16 protein-coding genes are annotated in these 17,593 nt (G+C 69.9%); 4 read left to right on the top strand and 12 right to left on the bottom strand.

What is annotated here, in order from left to right; all coding sequences use genetic code 11:
* The first annotated feature begins 70 nt into the window (after positions 1-70).
* Positions 71-691: a DUF47 domain-containing protein gene (locus tag OG257_RS18210; protein ID WP_329208774.1), complete on the top strand. Its 621-nt coding sequence runs from the start codon at positions 71-73 to the stop codon at positions 689-691.
* A 5-nt stretch (positions 692-696) separates the two neighbouring features.
* Positions 697-1,695, top strand: a complete 999-nt coding sequence (locus OG257_RS18205) for an inorganic phosphate transporter (protein ID WP_329208773.1) — start codon at positions 697-699, stop codon at positions 1,693-1,695.
* A gap of 156 nt (positions 1,696-1,851) precedes the next feature.
* On the opposite strand, the gene pstB is transcribed toward OG257_RS18205, so the two are convergent.
* The 12 genes from pstB to OG257_RS18145 form a co-directional block, all read right to left on the bottom strand.
* Positions 1,852-2,628: a phosphate ABC transporter ATP-binding protein PstB gene (gene pstB, locus OG257_RS18200; protein ID WP_329208772.1), complete on the bottom strand. Its 777-nt coding sequence runs from the start codon at positions 2,626-2,628 to the stop codon at positions 1,852-1,854.
* 39 nt (positions 2,629-2,667) lie between these two features.
* Positions 2,668-3,756, bottom strand: coding sequence for a phosphate ABC transporter permease PstA (pstA, locus tag OG257_RS18195; RefSeq protein ID WP_329208771.1), 1,089 nt, complete (start codon positions 3,754-3,756; stop codon positions 2,668-2,670).
* Positions 3,753-4,745 carry a phosphate ABC transporter permease subunit PstC gene (gene pstC / locus OG257_RS18190; protein ID WP_329208770.1) on the bottom strand — a complete coding sequence of 331 codons (993 nt, stop codon included), beginning with the start codon at positions 4,743-4,745 and terminating at the stop codon, positions 3,753-3,755. Before pstC ends, pstA begins: the two co-directional genes overlap by 4 nt.
* 127 nt (positions 4,746-4,872) lie before the next feature.
* A complete protein-coding gene (gene pstS, locus OG257_RS18185; protein ID WP_329208769.1) occupies positions 4,873-6,009 on the bottom strand; it encodes a phosphate ABC transporter substrate-binding protein PstS in 1,137 nt (378 codons plus the stop codon).
* 272 nt (positions 6,010-6,281) lie between these two features.
* Positions 6,282-6,713, bottom strand: coding sequence for an NUDIX hydrolase (locus OG257_RS18180; protein ID WP_329208768.1), 432 nt, complete (start codon positions 6,711-6,713; stop codon positions 6,282-6,284).
* On the bottom strand, positions 6,710-7,729 hold the full coding sequence (locus OG257_RS18175) for a CHAD domain-containing protein (protein WP_329208767.1): 1,020 nt from the start codon (positions 7,727-7,729) through the stop codon (positions 6,710-6,712). The genes OG257_RS18180 and OG257_RS18175 overlap by 4 nt, the downstream gene beginning before the upstream one ends.
* Complete coding sequence (locus OG257_RS18170; RefSeq protein ID WP_329208766.1) at positions 7,716-9,968, bottom strand: RNA degradosome polyphosphate kinase; 2,253 nt, start codon at positions 9,966-9,968, stop codon at positions 7,716-7,718. Before OG257_RS18170 ends, OG257_RS18175 begins: the two co-directional genes overlap by 14 nt.
* A gap of 267 nt (positions 9,969-10,235) precedes the next feature.
* Positions 10,236-11,222 carry a hypothetical protein gene (locus OG257_RS18165; protein WP_329208765.1) on the bottom strand — a complete coding sequence of 329 codons (987 nt, stop codon included), beginning with the start codon at positions 11,220-11,222 and terminating at the stop codon, positions 10,236-10,238.
* Positions 11,219-12,121: an ABC transporter ATP-binding protein gene (locus OG257_RS18160; RefSeq protein WP_329208764.1), complete on the bottom strand. Its 903-nt coding sequence runs from the start codon at positions 12,119-12,121 to the stop codon at positions 11,219-11,221. The genes OG257_RS18165 and OG257_RS18160 overlap by 4 nt, the downstream gene beginning before the upstream one ends.
* Positions 12,118-12,528 (bottom strand): GntR family transcriptional regulator, encoded by a 411-nt coding sequence (locus tag OG257_RS18155; RefSeq protein WP_329208763.1) that lies wholly within the window; start codon positions 12,526-12,528, stop codon positions 12,118-12,120. The genes OG257_RS18160 and OG257_RS18155 overlap by 4 nt, the downstream gene beginning before the upstream one ends.
* A 102-nt stretch (positions 12,529-12,630) precedes the next feature.
* A complete protein-coding gene (gene mshD, locus OG257_RS18150; RefSeq protein WP_329208762.1) occupies positions 12,631-13,554 on the bottom strand; it encodes a mycothiol synthase in 924 nt (307 codons plus the stop codon).
* Between the two features lie 88 nt (positions 13,555-13,642).
* Complete coding sequence (locus tag OG257_RS18145; protein ID WP_329208761.1) at positions 13,643-14,353, bottom strand: DUF4333 domain-containing protein; 711 nt, start codon at positions 14,351-14,353, stop codon at positions 13,643-13,645.
* A gap of 366 nt (positions 14,354-14,719) precedes the next feature.
* On the opposite strand from OG257_RS18145, the gene OG257_RS18140 reads away from it, so the two are divergent.
* Both OG257_RS18140 and OG257_RS18135 read left to right on the top strand, forming a co-directional pair.
* Positions 14,720-16,534, top strand: a complete 1,815-nt coding sequence (locus tag OG257_RS18140; RefSeq protein WP_329208760.1) for a bifunctional metallophosphatase/5'-nucleotidase — start codon at positions 14,720-14,722, stop codon at positions 16,532-16,534.
* Between the two features lie 163 nt (positions 16,535-16,697).
* Entirely contained in the window at positions 16,698-17,588 is an 891-nt protein-coding gene (locus OG257_RS18135; protein ID WP_329208759.1) for a phosphatidylinositol-specific phospholipase C, read from the top strand.
* Positions 17,589-17,593: the final 5 nt, after the last annotated feature.

Below are 17,593 nucleotides of genomic sequence, written 5' to 3'. Positions count from 1 at the left end.
CGGTTAGCCGTGGCCGGATGATGCGCCTAGCATCAGCCTGACCGAATCCAAAGCACCCCGAGGACCCCACGTGCGCTTTCGTCTGACCCCCAGGGAGACGAGCTTCTACGACATGTTTTCCGCATCCGCGGACAACATCGTCACGGGCTCGAAACTCCTGATGGAACTGCTCGGGGCGGATTCTGCCTCCCGAGTCGAGATCGCGGAGCGTATGCGGGCAGCGGAGCACGCGGGGGACGATGCCACCCACGCGATCTTCCACCAGCTGAACTCCTCCTTCATCACGCCGTTCGACCGCGAGGACATCTACAACCTCGCGTCGTCGCTCGACGACATCATGGACTTCATGGAGGAGGCCGTCGACCTGGTCGTGCTGTACCAGGTGGACGAGCTCCCCAAGGGTGTCGAGCAGCAGATCGAGGTGCTGGCCCGCGCTGCGGAGCTGACCGCCGAGGCGATGCCGAGCCTGCGGACCATGCAGAACCTCACCGAGTACTGGATCGAGGTCAACCGTCTCGAGAACCAGGCCGACCAGATCCACCGCAAGCTGCTCGCCCAGCTCTTCAACGGCAAGTACGACGCCATGGAGGTGCTGAAGCTCAAGCAGATCGTGGATGTGCTGGAAGAGGCCGCTGACGCGTTCGAGCACGTTGCGAACACCGTGGAGACCATCGCGGTCAAGGAGTCCTGAACCTCGTGGACACCTTTGCGCTGATCGTGACCATCGGCGTCGCGCTCGGCTTCACGTATACGAACGGCTTCCACGACTCGGCGAACGCCATCGCCACCTCGGTCTCCACCCGGGCGCTGACCCCGCGTGCGGCTCTGGCGATGGCCGCTGTGATGAACCTCGCCGGCGCCTTCCTGGGCCAGGGGGTCGCCAAGACCGTCAGCGAAGGGATCATCGCCACGCCCGAGGGGCAGAAGGGGATGGGAATCCTCTTCGCGGCGCTGGTCGGCGCGATCATCTGGAACCTCATCACCTGGTACTACGGTCTGCCGTCCTCGTCCTCGCACGCCCTGTTCGGCGGCATGGTCGGCGCGGCGCTGGCCGGCGGGACGATGGTGCACTGGGACGGCGTCCTCGACAAGATCGTCATCCCGATGTTCCTCTCGCCGGTCATCGGTCTGGTCGTGGGCTATCTGGTGATGGTCGCGATCATGTGGATGTTCCGGAAGTCCAACCCCCACAAGGCCAAGCGCGGCTTCCGTATCGCGCAGACGGTCTCGGCGGCGGGCATGGCGCTCGGGCACGGCCTCCAGGACGCGCAGAAGACGATGGGCATCGTCGTGATGGCGCTGGTCATCGCCGATGTCGAGGGACCCAACGACGAGATCCCGGTCTGGGTGAAGATCGCCTGTGCGCTGATGCTCTCGCTCGGTACGTACGCGGGCGGCTGGCGCATCATGCGTACGCTCGGCCGCAAGATCATCGAGCTGGACCCGCCGCAGGGCTTCGCGGCGGAGACCACGGGTGCGTCGATCATGTTCGGCTCGGCGTTCCTGTTCCACGCGCCGATCTCCACGACGCATGTGATCACCTCGGCGATCATGGGTGTGGGCGCCACGAAGCGGGTGAACGCCGTGCGGTGGGGCGTGGCCAAGAACATCATCCTGGGATGGTTCATCACCATGCCGGCCGCGGCGCTGGTCGCCGCGCTGAGCTACGGCGTCGTGGCCCTGCTCTTCGGGTGACGGCCTGACGGCGTGACGGCCGAACCGCGATGACGGCGAGTACGGGGTGACCGTGTCGCATGGGTCCGCCCCCGCTCCGATCGGAAGATCGGGACCGGGGGCGGGCCCTCTGCCTTGTGGTGGCACCGCCATGCAGCACCCCAAGGCCGTCTGTGGTTATCCGAAGCGGCCCGAGATGTAGTCCTCGGTCGCCTGGACCGACGGGTTGGAGAAGATCCGCTCCGTCTCGTCGATCTCGATCAGCCGGCCGGGCTTGCCCACCGCCGACAGGTTGAAGAACGCCGTACGGTCCGAGACGCGCGCCGCCTGCTGCATGTTGTGCGTCACGATGACGATCGTGAAGCGCTCCTTCAGCTCACCGACCAGGTCCTCGATCGCGAGGGTCGAGATCGGGTCGAGTGCCGAGCACGGCTCGTCCATCAGCAGCACGTCCGGCTCGACCGCGATGGCGCGGGCGATGCACAGGCGCTGCTGCTGGCCGCCGGAGAGGCCGGAGCCGGGCTTGTTCAGGCGGTCCTTGACCTCGTTCCAGAGGTTGGCGCCCCTGAGGGACTTCTCGACGACGTCCGACAGCTGGTTCTTGCGGTACGAGCCGTTCAGCTTCAGGCCCGCGGCGACGTTGTCGAAGATCGACATGGTCGGGAACGGGTTCGGGCGCTGGAAGACCATGCCCACGGTGCGGCGCACGGTGACCGGGTCGACCCCGGGCCCGTACAGGTTCTCGTCGTCCAGCAGCACCTTGCCCTCGACGCGGCCACCGGGGGTGACCTCGTGCATGCGGTTCAGGGTGCGCAGGAAGGTGGACTTGCCGCAGCCGGACGGGCCGATGAAGGCGGTCACGGAGCGGGGCTCCACGGTCATCGAGATGTCCTCGATGGCCTTGTGGGAGCCGTAGAAGGCGGAGAGGCCGCCGATGTCGATGCGCTTGGCCATGAGAATCACTGCTTCTTTCGGAGGTCGCTGTTGGCCGCGTCAGCGACCGGTCTTCGGGGCCTTCCAGCGGGCGATACCGCGCGCCGCCAGATTGAGGATCATGACGAAGGCGATCAGGACCAGGGCGGCGGCCCAGGCGCGGTCGTAGGACGCGGCCTCGCCGACCTTGTACTGCTCGTAGATGTAGAACGGCAGCGAGGACTGGGCGCCTTCGAAGGGGTTCGTGTTGATCAGCTGGCTGCCGAAGACCAGCAGGATGATCGGAGCCGTCTCTCCCGCGATACGGGCGATGGCGAGCATGACGCCCGTGGTGATGCCGCCGATCGCGGTGGGGAGGACCACCTTCAGGATGGTGCGCCACTTGGGGATGCCCAGGGCGAGGGAGGCCTCGCGGAGCTCGTTCGGGACGAGCTTGAGCATCTCCTCCGTGGAGCGGACCACGACCGGGATCATCAGGATCGTCAGGGCGAGCGCGCCCATCAGGCCGGACGGCTCGATGCTCGCGATCAGCATGATCGACAGGATGAAGAGACCGGCGACGATCGACGGGATTCCGGTCATCACGTCGACGAAGAAGGTGACGGACCTGGCGAGCGCGCCCTTGCCGTACTCGACGAGGTAGACCGCGGTCAGCAGTCCGAGCGGGGCGGAGATCAGCGTGGCGATGCCGACCTGCTCCAGGGTGCCGATCAGCGCGTGGTAGACGCCGCCGCTGTCCTCCGAGCCGAGGACCCCGGCCATGGAGTGGGTGAGGAAGTATCCGTCGAGACGCTCGGAGCCGCGGCTGATGGTGGTCCAGAGCAGCGAGGCGAGCGGGACGACGGCGACGACGAAGCACACCCAGACGATGCTGGTGGCGAGGCGGTCCTTGGCCTGACGCTGGTTCTCGACCACGGTCGTCACGACGTAGGAGATGGCCAGGAAGAGCAGGGCGGAGATCAGGCCCCACTGCACGCGGCTGTGCCAGCCGGCGGCGACGCTGATGCCGACGCCGAGCGCGATGGCGACGGCGGCGAATCCGAGGGGCGCCCACCGGGGGAGGCTGCGGCTGCTGAGGCTGCCCTTGCGGTGATCCGGCGAGGTCCGCGGACGCTTGTCCTGGACGTCGGTGGTGGTGGCGTGGCTCATGCGTTGGCCCCCGAGTACTCCTTGCGGCGGGCGATGATGAGCCGGGCCGCGCCGTTGACCAGCAGGGTGAGGACGAAGAGGACGAGGCCCGAGGCGATCAGGGCGTCGCGCCCGAATTCGTCGGCCTCGCCGAACTTGGCCGCGATGTTCTGCGCGAAGGTCCCGCCGCCCGGATTGAGCACGTGCAGCGAGATGAGGAAGCTCGGCGACAGGACCGTGGCGACGGCCATCGTCTCGCCGAGCGCCCGGCCCAGGCCCAGCATCGAGGCGGAGATGATCCCGGAGCGGCCGAAGGGCAGTACCGAGAGGCGGATGACCTCCCAGCGGGTGGCTCCGAGGGCGAGCGCCGCTTCCTCGTTCATCTTCGGGACCTGGAGGAAGACCTCGCGGCTGACGCTGGTCACGATCGGCAGGATCATGATCGCGAGCAGGATGCCGACGGTGAAGAGCGAGCGGGCGACGCCGACCTCGGTCTTCTCGAAGATGTACGTCCAGCCGAAGAACTGGTCGAGCCAGAGGTTCAGGCCCTCCAGGTACGGCACGAGGACGAGCGCGCCCCAGATGCCGTAGACGATGCTGGGCACCGCCGCGAGCAGGTCGATGACGTAGGCGATCGGGGCGGCCAGCTTGCGTGGCGCGTAGTGCGAGATGAAGAGGGCGATGCCGACAGCGATCGGAACCGCGATGAGCATCGCGATGATCGAGCTGACGACCGTGCCGAAGAGCAGGACCGCGATGCCGAAGACCGGCGGGTCACCGGCCGGGTTCCAGTCGAAGGTGGTGAGGAAGTTGCCCTCGTCCTTCGATATCGCGATGACGGCGCGGTAGGTGAGGAACACGGCGATCGACGCCATGATCACGAGCAGCAGGATGCCCGAGCCCCGCGAGAGGCCCAGGAAGATCTTGTCGCCGGCGCGCCCGGTGGTCCTGGGGCGGCCGCGCGTCGCCGGCGGAGCCGGTGGGATGTCGAGCGGTGTCGTGGAAGCCATGATCTTTCCGGTCTGTGTGGGGGAGCGGCGGCTCCCCTGGCGGCGGTGCACCGGATGGGGCTGGTGGCGGGCCGGTCCGGAGGGGTGTCCCGGACCGGCCCGCCGTGTGCGTCGTGCGCGGTACGGGTTACGAGAGGGCTGCGACCGTCTCGCGGACCTTGGCGTTGATCTCCGCGGGGATCGGCGCGTAGCCGGCCTCGGAGAGGACCTTCTGGCCGTCCTCGGAGGCGGCGTAGGTCAGGAAGGACTTGACGGTGCCGAGGGTCTCGGCCTTGTTGCCGGTGTCGCAGACGACCTCGTACGTCACCAGGACCAGCGGGTACGCGCCCTCGGCCTTGGTCGTGTAGTCGAGGTCGAGCGCCAGGTCCTTGCCGGTGCCCTTGATCTTGGCGGCGGCGATGGCCTTGGAGGCGTTCTCCGAGGTGGCCTGGACCGGGGCGGCGCCACCGGTGTTGATGTCGACGGTGGTGATGTCCTGCGAGGCGGCGTAGGACAGCTCGAAGTAGCCGATGGAGCCGTCGACCTGCTTGACCTGGGTGGCGACACCGGAGGAGCCGGAGGCGGCCTGGCCACCGGGCGCGGGCCACTTCTTCTCGGCCTCGTACTTCCAGTCGTTCGCGGCCGCGGCGTTCAGGTACTTGCCGAGGTTCTGCGTGGTGCCGGAGTCCTCGGAGCGGTGGAAGGGCTGGATGGCCTTGTCCGGCAGCTTGACGCCATCGTTGAGCTTGGCGATCGCCGGGTCGTTCCACTTCTTGATCTTGGTGTCGAAGATCTTGGCGAGCGTGGGGGCGTCGAGCGTGAGCTTGTCGACACCCTCGACGTGGAAGCCGATCGCGATGGGGCCGCCGACCATGGGGAGGTTGATGCCCTGGCCGGTCTTGCAGATCTTCTTCGACTCGGCGACCTCTTCGGGCTTCAGCGCCGAGTCGGAGCCGGCGAAGCCGACGGTGCCCTGGTTGAAGGCCACGATGCCCTCGCCGGAGGAGGAGGAGTTGTAGTTGACCTCCACACCCGAGCAGGCCGCCATGTAGTTCTTGACCCAGAGGTCCATGGCGTTCTTCTGGGCGCTCGACCCGGAGGCGCGCAGCTGGCCCTCGGCGCCGTCACACTTGATGTTCGACGCGGCGGCGCTGGTCTTGGTGCCGCCGTTCGCGTCGGCACCGGTGTTGTCGTCCGAACCGCACGCCGTGAGGACCAGGGCGCCGGAGACGGCGAGGGCACCGAGCGCGGTGGCACGAAGCCGGTTCTTGCGCTGAAGCTTCACTTTCGGGGTGTTCCTTCCAGGAGCCGCCGCGGCTGGTGGTGCGGGGCGGCGTGCGATGAGGAATGGTGCGTGGCTTGGCGCCGTGCACCGTGTACGTCCGAAATTAGGCAGAACAGGTGAAGCGCCCTACGGGGCAGAGTGAACGGAAGGTGAACCGTGCCGGGCGGGCTGGTTCCGGTGCTGAAGGGCCGGCGGGGGCGGTGCCCTCGTCGCCGGACCGGTGTCCCGGGCGGGGCGCGCGGCCGCGCCCGAGGACAGCTCGCCGTCCCGTGTCAGACGGCGGGCGTCTCCAGGAACGCGTCCAGCTGGTCGCGGTCGCGGGGGCGGGTGAGGCGGTTGCGGGCGGCCGTGGGCGGGAGCCAGATCAGCCGGTCGACCTCGTCATTGGGTACGAACGTGCCGCCGGTCGCCTCGGCCGCCCAGTAGGTGACCTCTTTCGGGCGGCCGTTCACCTGGTACCGGGACATGGGCAGCCGGGGGCCCGGGGTGCAGTGGTGTCCCGTCTCCTCCAGGACCTCGCGCAGGGCACCCTCGAGCGCTGTCTCGCCGCGCTTCAGCTTTCCCTTCGGGTAGGACCAGTCGTCGTACCGGGGCCGGTGGACCAGGCAGATCTCCAGTCCTCCGTCGTACGGGGACCTGCGCCACAGCACGCAGCCCGCGGCCAGAACGGGGCTGTCGGCGGGGTCGCCCGGCTGGTGGCTCACGATGCCGGCACGGCCGCCGCCGCGTATGGCCAGGTCTCCCGGAACACGCTGCGGGCCGCCTCCACCTCGTGCCGCTGGTCGGCGTGGAGCACCCCCAGGGCGTACGCCGTCGCCGGGGCGATCCGCGGGGTGCGGGCCGCGGCTGCCGCGGCGGCGGCGGCCTCCGCCGCGTCCCGGTGCAGGTCGAGGGCGTGCCCCGCCCCGGCCAGGACCGGATCGGGGGCGCCCTGGACCACCTCGTGGGCGTACCGGTGCAGCCTCAGCAGCAGGCGGGCCTGGTGCCACAGCGCGTCCTGCGCGTCGTTGTACGGCTCCACCGTCTCGTCGGGCGGGAGCGCGGCCACCGCACCGAGCATCCGTTGCTCGGCCCGCTCCGCGGGGCCGTTCAGCACGTCGGCGGCAGGGGCCGTGGCGGCGGGTGCCAGGGGGACCTCGGAGGCGAGGAGCGCGACGGCGTCGGCGACCGCGTGGAAGCGGGAGGAGCCGAGCGCCTGGAGCGCGGCCGAGTGTGCGCGGGTCCTGGCGAGGGTCAGTTGGCGTTCCAGAAGGGCTCCGGCCCGCGCCGCACCGACGCCGAGCGCGGCGCGCTCCTTGTCGCGGGTGGCGCCGGAGTCGCCGTCGGCCGCGGGCGCTGCCGTCCGCGCTGCCGGGAGCGAGGCGCCCGAGAGCTGGTGGAGTGCCTCCAGCAGCCGGGCCAGCCGGGTGGCGTACGCGTGTTCGCGGGCCAGCGTGCCGGAGAGCCAGGCCAGTTCCGTACGGAGCTGGTCGGCCCAGACCGGGTCGAGCACCCCCCGGAAGGTGTGCAGCGTGCCGCTGATACGGCGTGCGGAGCGGCGCAGCGAACCGGCGGCCTTCTCGGCCCCCTGGGTGCCGGCGTCCGTCGGGGCGCTGTGCTCGCGGTGCAGGCGCAGGCTCCGCAGGAAGTCGGCGGCCTGTTCCCGCAGGTAGGGGGCGAGGACGGCCTCGGCGGAGAGGTCCGGTGCCTGCGTCGTCGTCAGGTGGTCAGGGCGTCGCACGCCGGCGCCTCCGTGCGTCGATGAGCATCTCTTGTACGTGCCGCAGAGGCTGGCCGTCCGCGTCCGCGGCGTGCCGGGTCCAGTTTCCGTCGGGACCCAGGTGCCAGGAGGACGTGGTGTCGGACATGCCTGTTTCCAGGAGCCTGGAGAGGGCGGCGCGATGCGCGGGGTCGGTGACCCGGACCAGTGCTTCGATCCGGCGGTCGAGGTTGCGGTGCATCATGTCGGCGCTGCCGAACCAGACTTCGGGTTCGCCGCCGTTGCCGAAGGCGAAGACCCGGGAGTGTTCGAGGAAGCGGCCCAGTATCGAGCGGACCCGGACGTTCTCGGAGAGCCCGCTGACGCCGGGGCGGATCGCGCAGATGCCGCGTACCCAGATGTCGACCGTCACGCCGGCCTGCCCGGCCCGGTAGCAGGCGTCGATGATCGCTTCGTCGACCATCGAGTTGACCTTGATGCGGACGTAGGCGGAGCGGCCCGCGCGGTGGTGGGTGATCTCCTTGTTGATGCGGGCGATCAGTCCGTCGCGCAGGGACTTCGGGGCGACCAGCAGTCGGCGGTACGTCTCGCGGCGCGAGTAGCCGGAGAGCCGGTTGAAGAGGTCGGAGAGGTCCGCGCCGACCTGCGGGTCGGCGGTGAGCAGGCCGAGGTCCTCGTACAGCCTGGCGGTCTTGGGGTGGTAGTTGCCGGTGCCGACGTGGGAGTAGCGGCGCAGCGTGTCGCCCTCCTGGCGCACGACGAGCGACAGCTTGCAGTGGGTCTTGAGGCCGACGAGGCCGTAGACGACGTGGCAGCCGGCCTCCTCCAGCTTGCGGGCCCACTTGATGTTGGCCTGTTCGTCGAAGCGGGCCTTGATCTCGACGAGTACGAGGACCTGCTTGCCGGACTCGGCGGCATCGATCAGGGCGTCCACTATCGGGGAGTCGCCCGAGGTCCGGTACAGGGTCTGCTTGATCGCGAGGACGTCCGGGTCGCCCGCCGCCTGTTCCAGGAAGGCCTGGACGGACGTGGAGAACGAGTCGTAGGGGTGGTGCAGCAGCACGTCGCGTTCGCGCAGGGCGGCGAAGATGTCGGGCGCGGAGGCGGACTCGACCTCGGCGAGATCGCGGTGGGTGCCCGCGATGAACTTGGGGAACTTCAGTTCCGGCCGGTCCAGGGACGCTATGCCGAACAGTCCGGTGAGGTCGAGCGGGCCGGGCAGCGGGTAGAGCTCGGTCTCGGAGATCTTCAGCTCGCGTACGAGCAGGTCCAGCACGTACGGGTCGATGGACTCCTCGACCTCCAGGCGGACCGGCGGGCCGAAGCGGCGCCGCATGAGCTCCTTCTCCAGGGCCTGGAGGAGGTTCTCGGCGTCGTCCTCCTCGACCTCCAGGTCCTCGTTCCTGGTGACCCGGAACATGTGGTGGGCGAGGACCTCCATGCCGGGGAAGAGCTCTTCGAGGTGGGCCGCGATGATGTCCTCGATGGGGACGTAGCGCTGCGGCGACGCCTCCAGGAAGCGGGTGAGCAGCGGCGGCACCTTGACGCGGGCGAAGTGGCGGTGGCCGCTGACCGGGTTGCGTACGACGACGGCGAGGTTGAGCGAGAGGCCGGAGATGTACGGGAAGGGGTGCGCCGGGTCGACGGCCAGCGGGGTCAGCACGGGGAAGACGCGCTGCCGGAAGAAGGTGAACAGGCGGGCCTGCTCCTTCTCGGTCAGCTCGGGCCAGCGGATGAGCTGGATGCCCTCGTCGGAGAGTGCGGGCGCGATGTCCTGCTGGTAGCAGGCGGCGTGCCGGGCCATGAGCTCGCGCGAGCGGGTCCAGATCAGGTCGAGGACCTCGCGGGGCTGGAGCCCGGACGCGGAGCGGGTGGCGACGCCGGTGGCGATACGGCGCTTGAGTCCCGCCACCCGGACCATGAAGAACTCGTCCAGGTTCGAGGCGAAGATGGCGAGGAAATTAGCCCGTTCGAGGAGGGGCGTGGCGGGATCCTCGGCCAGCTCCAGCACTCGTTCGTTGAACGCGAGCCAACTGCGTTCCCGGTCGAGGAACCGGCCCTGCGGCAGCTCTTCGCCGTCCGTCTCCGGCTCGTACGCGTCGGCGTCGTTGTCCAGATCGGGGTCCAGGTCAGCGGCTGTGGACAGGCCGGCGGGCGCGGACGACGAGCCGGCGACGGCATTCGGCCGGTGCGCGGCGAGGGAGCCGACCGACGGCTGGGCGGGCTGGACCGGGACCTCGGAGCTGGGCTGCTGGCTCATGGACCTATTCTTCCGTGCGTTCGGCTCCAGGGGCGCGTCGGAGCCGTTAAAGATCACGGAAGATACGGGAGAGGCCGGAGGACCGGGTTCGCTCCCGTTGCGGGGGGTGGGCAGAGCTGGCTGCATCCCGTGAGGGTCGCAAGCGCGTCTGAATGGCTGGTAACGGCGACATGACATGCAGGAAGCGGTGTGACTGCGGGGATGTCCCCGTTCACCGTATGCGTTCTCCCTGTCCGGGCTCCCCCCGGGCCCGGACAGGGAGGTCTCTCAGCCGTGGCGTCGGCGCAGTACGCGGAAGGCGAGCGCGAGGGCCAGGGCGGCGAGGGCGAGGAGGATGCCGGTCTCGACGAGCTGGAGCGGCCAGAAGTGCGAGGCGGGGTGGTAGTCGATGAACGCGCCGGTGACGTCGTGCTCGGCCAGGCACCGCGGCATGACGGCCTCGTCGGCCTGCGGCACGCACACCTCCCAGGGCAGCCGCTCACCGCTGCCGGTGACCCGGCCGAGGTCGACGACCCAGGAGGTCACCGGAATGCCCGAGTTCCCCTCGGTCGGGCGGATCTCGGTCAGCATGGGCCAGAGGCTGCTCCGGAGGGACCCGAGCGTCGCGATCACGGTGCCCGTGACGAGCGCTGCCACCGCCATCGCGGCCACGGTGCGGCGCACCAGCAGCCCCGTGAGTGCGCCCACGGCGATGCCGAGCAGCGTGTAGCCGACGCTCGCGGGGGGTGTCGCGGCGAATACCGGTGCCTCGTACCAGTAGAGCGGGCTGCTCTCGGCGCCCGCCCGTGTCCGTGCCCAGGTGAAGACGGCTGACAGCACGGACGCACCGGCGACCAGCAGCACGCCCGGGACGGCGAGCTTGGCGGCCAGCCAGCGCGTGGGTGTCACGGACTGGGTCCAGGCCATGCGGTACGTACCGCTCTCCAGCTCCCTGGCGATCATGGGGCCGGCGACGAACGCGCTGACGACCCCGGGCAGGGCCGTGAGTACCACCGACGCGTAGGTCATCAGCCTGCTGAACCGGTACGTGGCGTCGCTGAAGTCCCTGATCCGCTGGTCGCACTCGGGGCCGGAGACGCCCGAGGCCTCGCAGGGGCCCGCCTCGAACGCGTCGATGAGGTGGGACGTCCACAGCGCGTAGCCGATCAGGACGACGATTCCGGCCACGGCGGCCAGACCCGCGATCTGCAGGGCGCGCCGGTGCTGGCGTACGGCCACGCGGGCGGGGCCGCGTAGGGGGGCGAGGGTGCTCATATGGCGGCCTCCGCCCTGCTCGGCCCGCCGCAGGCGCTCGGTGTGAGCAGCGGCGGAGCCTCGGGCGAGCGGAGATGGGCCAGCAGGAGCTCCTCCAGCGAAGGCTCCGTGACGTCCCAGGCGGCGAGGTCCACCGGGCCCTCCTTCCGTACGAGTGCGGTGAGCTGACGCCCCGTCGTACGGGACTCGACGACGGTGTGCGGTGCGAGGTCGCGGACCTGGCCGGTGAGTACGGCGTGCGCGGCGACGATGTCGTCGCTCTCGCCGCCGAGCCGGACCGTGCCGCCGTCGACGAGCAGGAGGTAGTCGCAGGCGCCCTCCAGTTCGGTGAGGATGTGCGACGACATCACGATGGTGGTGGCGTGCTCGGCGGCCTCGGCCATCAGGACGCCCATCAGCTGGTGCCGGGCGAGCGGGTCGAGGTCGGCCATCGGCTCGTCCAGCAGCATCAGTTCGGGCCGTTTGCCCAGCGCGAGTGCGAGCGCGAGCCGGGTGCGCTGCCCGCCGGAGAGCGTGCGGACCTTCGCGTCCTGCGGGAGCGGTCCGGCGATCCGTCCGGCGGCCGCGGCGTCCCAGGTCGAGGGGTTGAGCTCCTGGCCGGCCCACAGGGTGTCGGCCACGGTCAACTGCGGGTACAGGGGCTTGTCCTGGGACACGTAGGCGATACGCGGCCGGGCCTCGGCGGGGGTGGCGGAGCCGAGGACCCGCACCGTTCCCTCGGTGGGCCGGAGGAGGCCCGCCGCGAGGGTGAGCAGGGTGGATTTCCCGGCACCGTTGGGCCCGACGAGAGCGCACACCCGTCCGGCGGGCAGCCGGAACGAGCAGTCGCGCAGCGCCCACCCGGCCTTTCGCCCGTACTTCATACCGAGGCCGGTCGCCTCGATCGCGGCGCCTGTCATGAGTCCTGGTCCCCCTTGAATGTGCTGTCCAGTACGGCGGTGAAGAGAGCGCTCACGTCGTCCTTGTCCAGTCCCGCGGTGCGGGCTCTGCGGGCCCAGTCGGCGAGTTCGGCCCGCAGTGGTGCGTCGCCCGCGGCAGCCGCGCTGCCGAGCGTCCGGCGGACGAAGGTGCCGAGGCCGCGGCGGGCCTCGACGAGGCCTTCGCGTTCGAGTTCGCGGTAGGCCTTGAGGACGGTGTTGGGGTTGATGGCTGTCGCCTCGACGACCTCGCGGGCCGTGGGCAGCCGGTCGCCGGGTTCCAGCACGCCCAGCCGGAGAGCCTGTTTGGTCTGCTGCACGATCTGCAGGTAGGTGGCGACGCCGCTGCGCCGGTCGATACGGAACTCGACCGCTGCCGACTCTGCCATGTGCACCACCCTTTCACTAATTGAGTAGTGAAAGGGTGTCGCAAAGAAGGGGCGGCGTCAAGCGACGCCGCCCCCAAGGCCCTTGACGGTGCTGCCCGATTGTCAGGACTCCGTGCGGTACATCAGGTCGACCTCGTGCGTGGCGAAGCCCATCCGCTCGTACACGGACAGGGCCGCCGGGTTGTCGGCGTCGACGTAGAGCATCGCGTTCGGCAGCCCCTGCGCCGCCAGGTGGCGCAGCCCGATCGCGGTGAGCGCCTTGCCGAGGCCGCCGCCCTGGGCCTCGGGCAGGATGCCGACGACGTACACCTCGCCGAGCTGCTCCTCGGCGTGCACCTTCGTCCAGTGGAAGCCGATGATCTCGCCGTCGCGCTCGGCGAGGAAGAAGCCCTTCGGGTCGAACCAGGGCGAGGCCTTGCGGTCGTCCAGGTCCCGCTGGGAGAGGGAGCCCTGCTCGGGGTGGTGGGCGAAGGCCGCGTGGTTGACGGCGAGCCAGGCCGCGTCGTCCTGGCCCGGCACGAAGGTGCGGACGGTGACGCCCGGGGGCAGGACCGGATCGGGGATGTCGATCGAGTCCAGGGGCCGGCGGAGCTGGCGCAGCTCCCGGAAGAGGGAGAGGCCGAGGACCTGGGCGAGGTGGCGGGCCGCCGACTTGCCGCCGTGCGCCCAGACCCGCAGCCGCTTCCCGGTCGCGGCGAGGAGGGCGGCGCCGAGGGCCCGGCCGTGCCCGTGGCCGCGGTGGGCGGGGTGGACGACGAGCTCGGCGGCGGGGGCCTCGACCGGGTCGGTGTCCTCCAGCTGGGCGTACCCGGCGAGTGTTCCGTCGGCGGTGAGCAGGAAGTGCCGGACGCCCTCGCGGTGCTCGCCCCGGAGCTGGAGCCGCCCCTGCTCGGAGACCGCCTCCCTGCCGTCGGTCCCGGCCGCCTCGCCGAGGAGGGCCAGGACGGCGTCGGCCTGCTCGGAGGTGAGCGCGTCGAGGGTCTCGATCGCACGGCCGGGGGCGGGGAGGGGTACGTCAGTCGTCATGGGTACGAGCGTACGGGGCGGGGGTGGGGCGTTCCATGCCGTCGCGTCCGGCTCCGGGGGAACGGCCCCACCGTGCGGGTGAGGGGTCCTACTCGACTTCCTCGAAGCCGGGCGCGTTGTAGCCGGACGGGCCGATGGTGATACGCAGGGTCTTGTAGCCGCCGTCGCCGTCGCCGCCGTACTTGCTCCAGAACTGGCACGTGTAGCCGGAGTCGGTGTCCCAGTCGTAGGCCTTCGCGACCGGGATCTCGTCGCAGGAGAGCTTGCTCGCGTCGCTGCGCCCGGAACCGGCACCGTACTGCTCGTGCAACTGGTTGTAGACCACCTTCGCGACCAGCAGGCCCTTGCCGGGCTCGGCGGTGTAGGAGGTGATGAAGCTGCCTTCGCGGTACGAGTCGCTGATCGTGACCTCGTAGGGGATCTCTGCCCCCTCGTACGTCACGGTGCACGTGCTGACCGCACCGGCCTTCTGTGTCACCCCGTCCGGGCAGTCGGCCGCTGTCTTGCCCGGGACCCCGGTGGTCGACAGGACCGATTCGCGCAGCCGGTGCTCCACCTGCTTCGTGAACGACGCTCCACGTGCGGGTGCGGGAGTGACCTTGAGGCCTTCGTCGCCGCTCTTGAGCACGTCCTTCTGGGGGCCGTCCACGAGAACCGGCAGGGCCTTCCCGGCTGCGGCGTCCCCGGACTTCTTGTCCCCTCCGGACGTGGACCCCGATGCGGAGCCGCCGTCGGAGCCGCAGCCGGTGGTGAGCAGACCTGCTGCGAGCAGGGCGACCAGAACCTTTGAATTCCTCATGAGGCGGAGAATATGGGGTGCCGCCGACATGCCGTCCGGATGCGCGGAACCGCCGTGACGTGCGGTTACGACGGGAATCACGCCATATTTCAGGGCCGATGAGGCCCGGAACGGGCACCGGTCGTGGATACCTCGTGCGTAGCGCTGATCAGCTTGTGGCGCTCCTGTCGTGCAACCGTGACAGTGGCGCACCGTCAGATGAGGTGCGCGGAAAGATATGTGAGGTTTGCGGACTAGGTGGCTTCTGGACCAGGAAGCAACCAGGTCGTAACCCCGTAACCCTGTCGCGCTACGCGCGTTGACTCTAGGCTGCGGCTCGCATGTGATCCCGATTCACCACCCTCCGCTGAACTCACAAGGGGACCGATGTCAGCGACTCCGCAGAAGAACCGCGCGTCCAGGCGGGTGCTCGCCGCCGCGGCCGGGCTGGCCACCGTCGGCGCGCTCGTCGCCGCGATGCCGGCCGGCGCCCATGACCGGGGGCACGGTCACGGCAGCAAGACCCGTACCGTCGATGTCCAGTTGCTCTCCTTCAACGACCTGCACGGCAACCTGGAGCCGCCGGCCGGTTCCGCCGGTTCGGTCAGCGAGAAGCAGGCCGACGGCACCGTGAAGTCGATCCCGGCCGGTGGCGTCGAGTACCTGGCGACCTCGCTGCGCACCGCGCGCAAGGGCCACCCGTACTCCGTCACCGCGGCCGGTGGCGACATGGTGGGCGCGAGCCCGCTGCTCTCCGGGCTCTTCCATGACGAGCCCACGATCGAGGCGCTCAACGGCCTCGACCTCGACGTGACGGCCGTCGGCAACCACGAGTTCGACGAGGGGGCCACCGAGCTGGGCCGCCTGCAGAACGGCGGCTGCCACCCGGTCGAGGGCTGCTACGAGCAGGGCAAGACGTTCGAGGGCGCCGACTTCCCGTACCTCGCTGCCAATGTGACGAACGAGAAGACCGGCAGGCCGATCCTCAAGCCGTACACGGTCTGGAAGAAGAACGGCGTCAAGATCGGCTTCATCGGGGTGACCCTGGAGGGCACGCCGAACATCGTCACGGCCAACGGCGTCAAGGGCCTGAAGTTCCACGACGAGATCGAGACGGTCAACAAGTACGCCAAGGAACTGGACCGCCAGGGCGTCAAGTCCATCGTCGCGCTGATCCACGAGGGCGGGGCCCCGGCCTCCTCCTCGTACAACTACGACTGCGACAGCCCGGGCGCCGGCGACGGCATCTCCGGGCCGATCGTCGACATCGCGAAGGGCATCACGCCGAAGGTCGACGCCCTGGTCACGGGCCACACCCACCAGGCGTACGTCTGCACCGTCCCGGACCCGGCGGGCAATCCGCGCATGGTCACCTCGGCCTCCTCGTTCGGCAAGGTCTACACGGACACGACGCTCACCTACGACCGCCGGACCAAGGACATCGTCCGTACGTCGGTGAAGTCGGCGCAGTCGCAGAACCACGTCGTCACCCGGGACCAGGCCAAGGCCACGGACATGACGGCGCTGATCGCCCGCTGGAACACCCTCGCGGCGCCGATCTCCAACCGGCCGCAGGGCTACATCTCCGCCGACATCAACGGCCGCGGCTCCACGGCCCCCGAGAAGCCGCTCGGCAACCTGATCGCGGACGCCCAGCTGGAGGGCCTGGCCCCGGCGGACAAGGGCGGTGCGGTCGTCGCCTTCATGAACCCGGGCGGCATCCGCTCCGACCTCGTGTACGCGGCGTCAGGCAGCGAGGGCGCCGGAGTGGTGACGTACGGCGAGGCGTTCACCGTCCAGCCGTTCACCAACATGATGAACGTCGTCGACCTGACCGGCGCGCAGCTCGTCACCGCGCTCCAGCAGCAGGTCAGCGGCTCCAACGCGGCCTCGCCGAAGATCCTCCAGGTCTCGAAGGGCCTCACCTACACGCTCGACCTCACGAAGTCGGGCGCCGACCGCGTGGTCGCCTCTTCGATCCTGCTGAACGGTGAGGCGATCGACCCGGCGAAGACGTACCGCGTCGCGATGAACGAGTTCCTCGCGGGCGGCGGCGACGGCTTCGCGGCCCTCGGCCAGGGCACGAACAAGCTGGTCGGCCCGTCCGACCTGGACCTGTTCAACGCCTACCTGGCGGCGCACTCCACGGCCACCGCGCCGCTGGCCCCGCCGGCCACGGACCGGATCACGGTCATCCAGTAGTCAGCGGCAGCAGCGAACGGGAGCGGGGCGGCGGGCCGGAAGGGCCCACCGCCCCGCTCCTGCCGTTCCCGGCGGCGTCTCTGAAGGCAGGCCCTGTTCCCGGATTGAGGTGTACCCGACATAATTCCAGGCCTCCCCCCACAGCCGACGGAGGCCTCCCCGCATGAGCCCGTACACCGCCAGCCGCCGGACCTTCCTCACCGGTGCCCTCGCCGCCACCGCCGGTGTCCTCGTCGGAGCGACGCCCGCCGGCGCAGCCGCCGAGCGGGCCCTCGGCACCCAGGACTGGATGGCCGGCATCGCCGACGCCACCCCGCTGCAACGCCTCACGATCCCGGGGACGCACAACTCCGGGGCGCGCTACGGCGGCCCTTGGACGGCCTGCCAGAACACCACGGTCGCCGAGCAGCTCAACAGCGGCATCCGCTTCCTCGACATACGCTGCCGGATCAGCGGCGACGCGTACGCCATCCATCACGGGGCCTCGTACCAGAACCTGAACTTCGACGACGTGCTGGGCGCCTGCCGGGACTTCCTGGCCCAGCGGCCCTCGGAGACCGTACTGATGAGGGTCAAGCAGGAGTACTCGGAGGAGAGCGACGCCGCGTTCCGGCGGATCTTCGACCTCTACCTCGACGGCAAGGGATGGCGCCCGCTCCTGCGCCTCGACCCCGCGCTCCCGGACCTCGGCGGGGCCCGGGGCAAGGTCGTGGTGCTCGCCGACAACGGCGGGCTGCCGGGGGTCCGGTACGCCGACCCGGCGGTCTTCGACATCCAGGACGACTACATGGCCGAGCCGTTCGGCAAGTACCCCAAGATCGAGGCGCAGTTCCGCAAGGCCGCCCAGCAGCCCGGCAAGCTGTTCATGAACTACGTCAGCACCGCCGCCCTGATGCCGCCGCGCTGGAACTCCGACCGGCTCAACCCGCAGGTCCACTCGTTCCTCGACGGGGCGGCGGCGGGCTGGACGGGGCTCGGCATCGTCCCGCTGGACTACCCGGCGACCCGCTCCGGCCTGGTCGAGTCGCTGATCCGGCACAACCCTGCGGCCTGAGACGC

It is taken from the genome of Streptomyces sp. NBC_00683, assembly GCF_036226745.1.
Classification (GTDB): Bacteria; Actinomycetota; Actinomycetes; order Streptomycetales; family Streptomycetaceae; genus Streptomyces.
Note: the sequence above shows the minus strand (reverse complement) of the source record. Positions and strands in the feature narration are given on the sequence as shown.

Coding starts and splice junctions, on each gene's coding strand:
- pstB (WP_329208772.1), bottom strand. CDS start 2,628: ATGGCCAAGCGCATCGACATCGGCGGCCTCTCCGCCTTCTACGGCTCC.
- pstA (WP_329208771.1), bottom strand. CDS start 3,756: ATGAGCCACGCCACCACCACCGACGTCCAGGACAAGCGTCCGCGGACC.
- pstC (WP_329208770.1), bottom strand. CDS start 4,745: ATGGCTTCCACGACACCGCTCGACATCCCACCGGCTCCGCCGGCGACG.
- OG257_RS18170 (WP_329208766.1), bottom strand. CDS start 9,968: ATGAGCCAGCAGCCCAGCTCCGAGGTCCCGGTCCAGCCCGCCCAGCCG.
- OG257_RS18165 (WP_329208765.1), bottom strand. CDS start 11,222: ATGAGCACCCTCGCCCCCCTACGCGGCCCCGCCCGCGTGGCCGTACGC.
- OG257_RS18160 (WP_329208764.1), bottom strand. CDS start 12,121: ATGACAGGCGCCGCGATCGAGGCGACCGGCCTCGGTATGAAGTACGGG.
- OG257_RS18155 (WP_329208763.1), bottom strand. CDS start 12,528: ATGGCAGAGTCGGCAGCGGTCGAGTTCCGTATCGACCGGCGCAGCGGC.
- mshD (WP_329208762.1), bottom strand. CDS start 13,554: ATGACGACTGACGTACCCCTCCCCGCCCCCGGCCGTGCGATCGAGACC.
- OG257_RS18145 (WP_329208761.1), bottom strand. CDS start 14,353: ATGAGGAATTCAAAGGTTCTGGTCGCCCTGCTCGCAGCAGGTCTGCTC.
- OG257_RS18140 (WP_329208760.1), top strand. CDS start 14,720: ATGTCAGCGACTCCGCAGAAGAACCGCGCGTCCAGGCGGGTGCTCGCC.
- OG257_RS18135 (WP_329208759.1), top strand. CDS start 16,698: ATGAGCCCGTACACCGCCAGCCGCCGGACCTTCCTCACCGGTGCCCTC.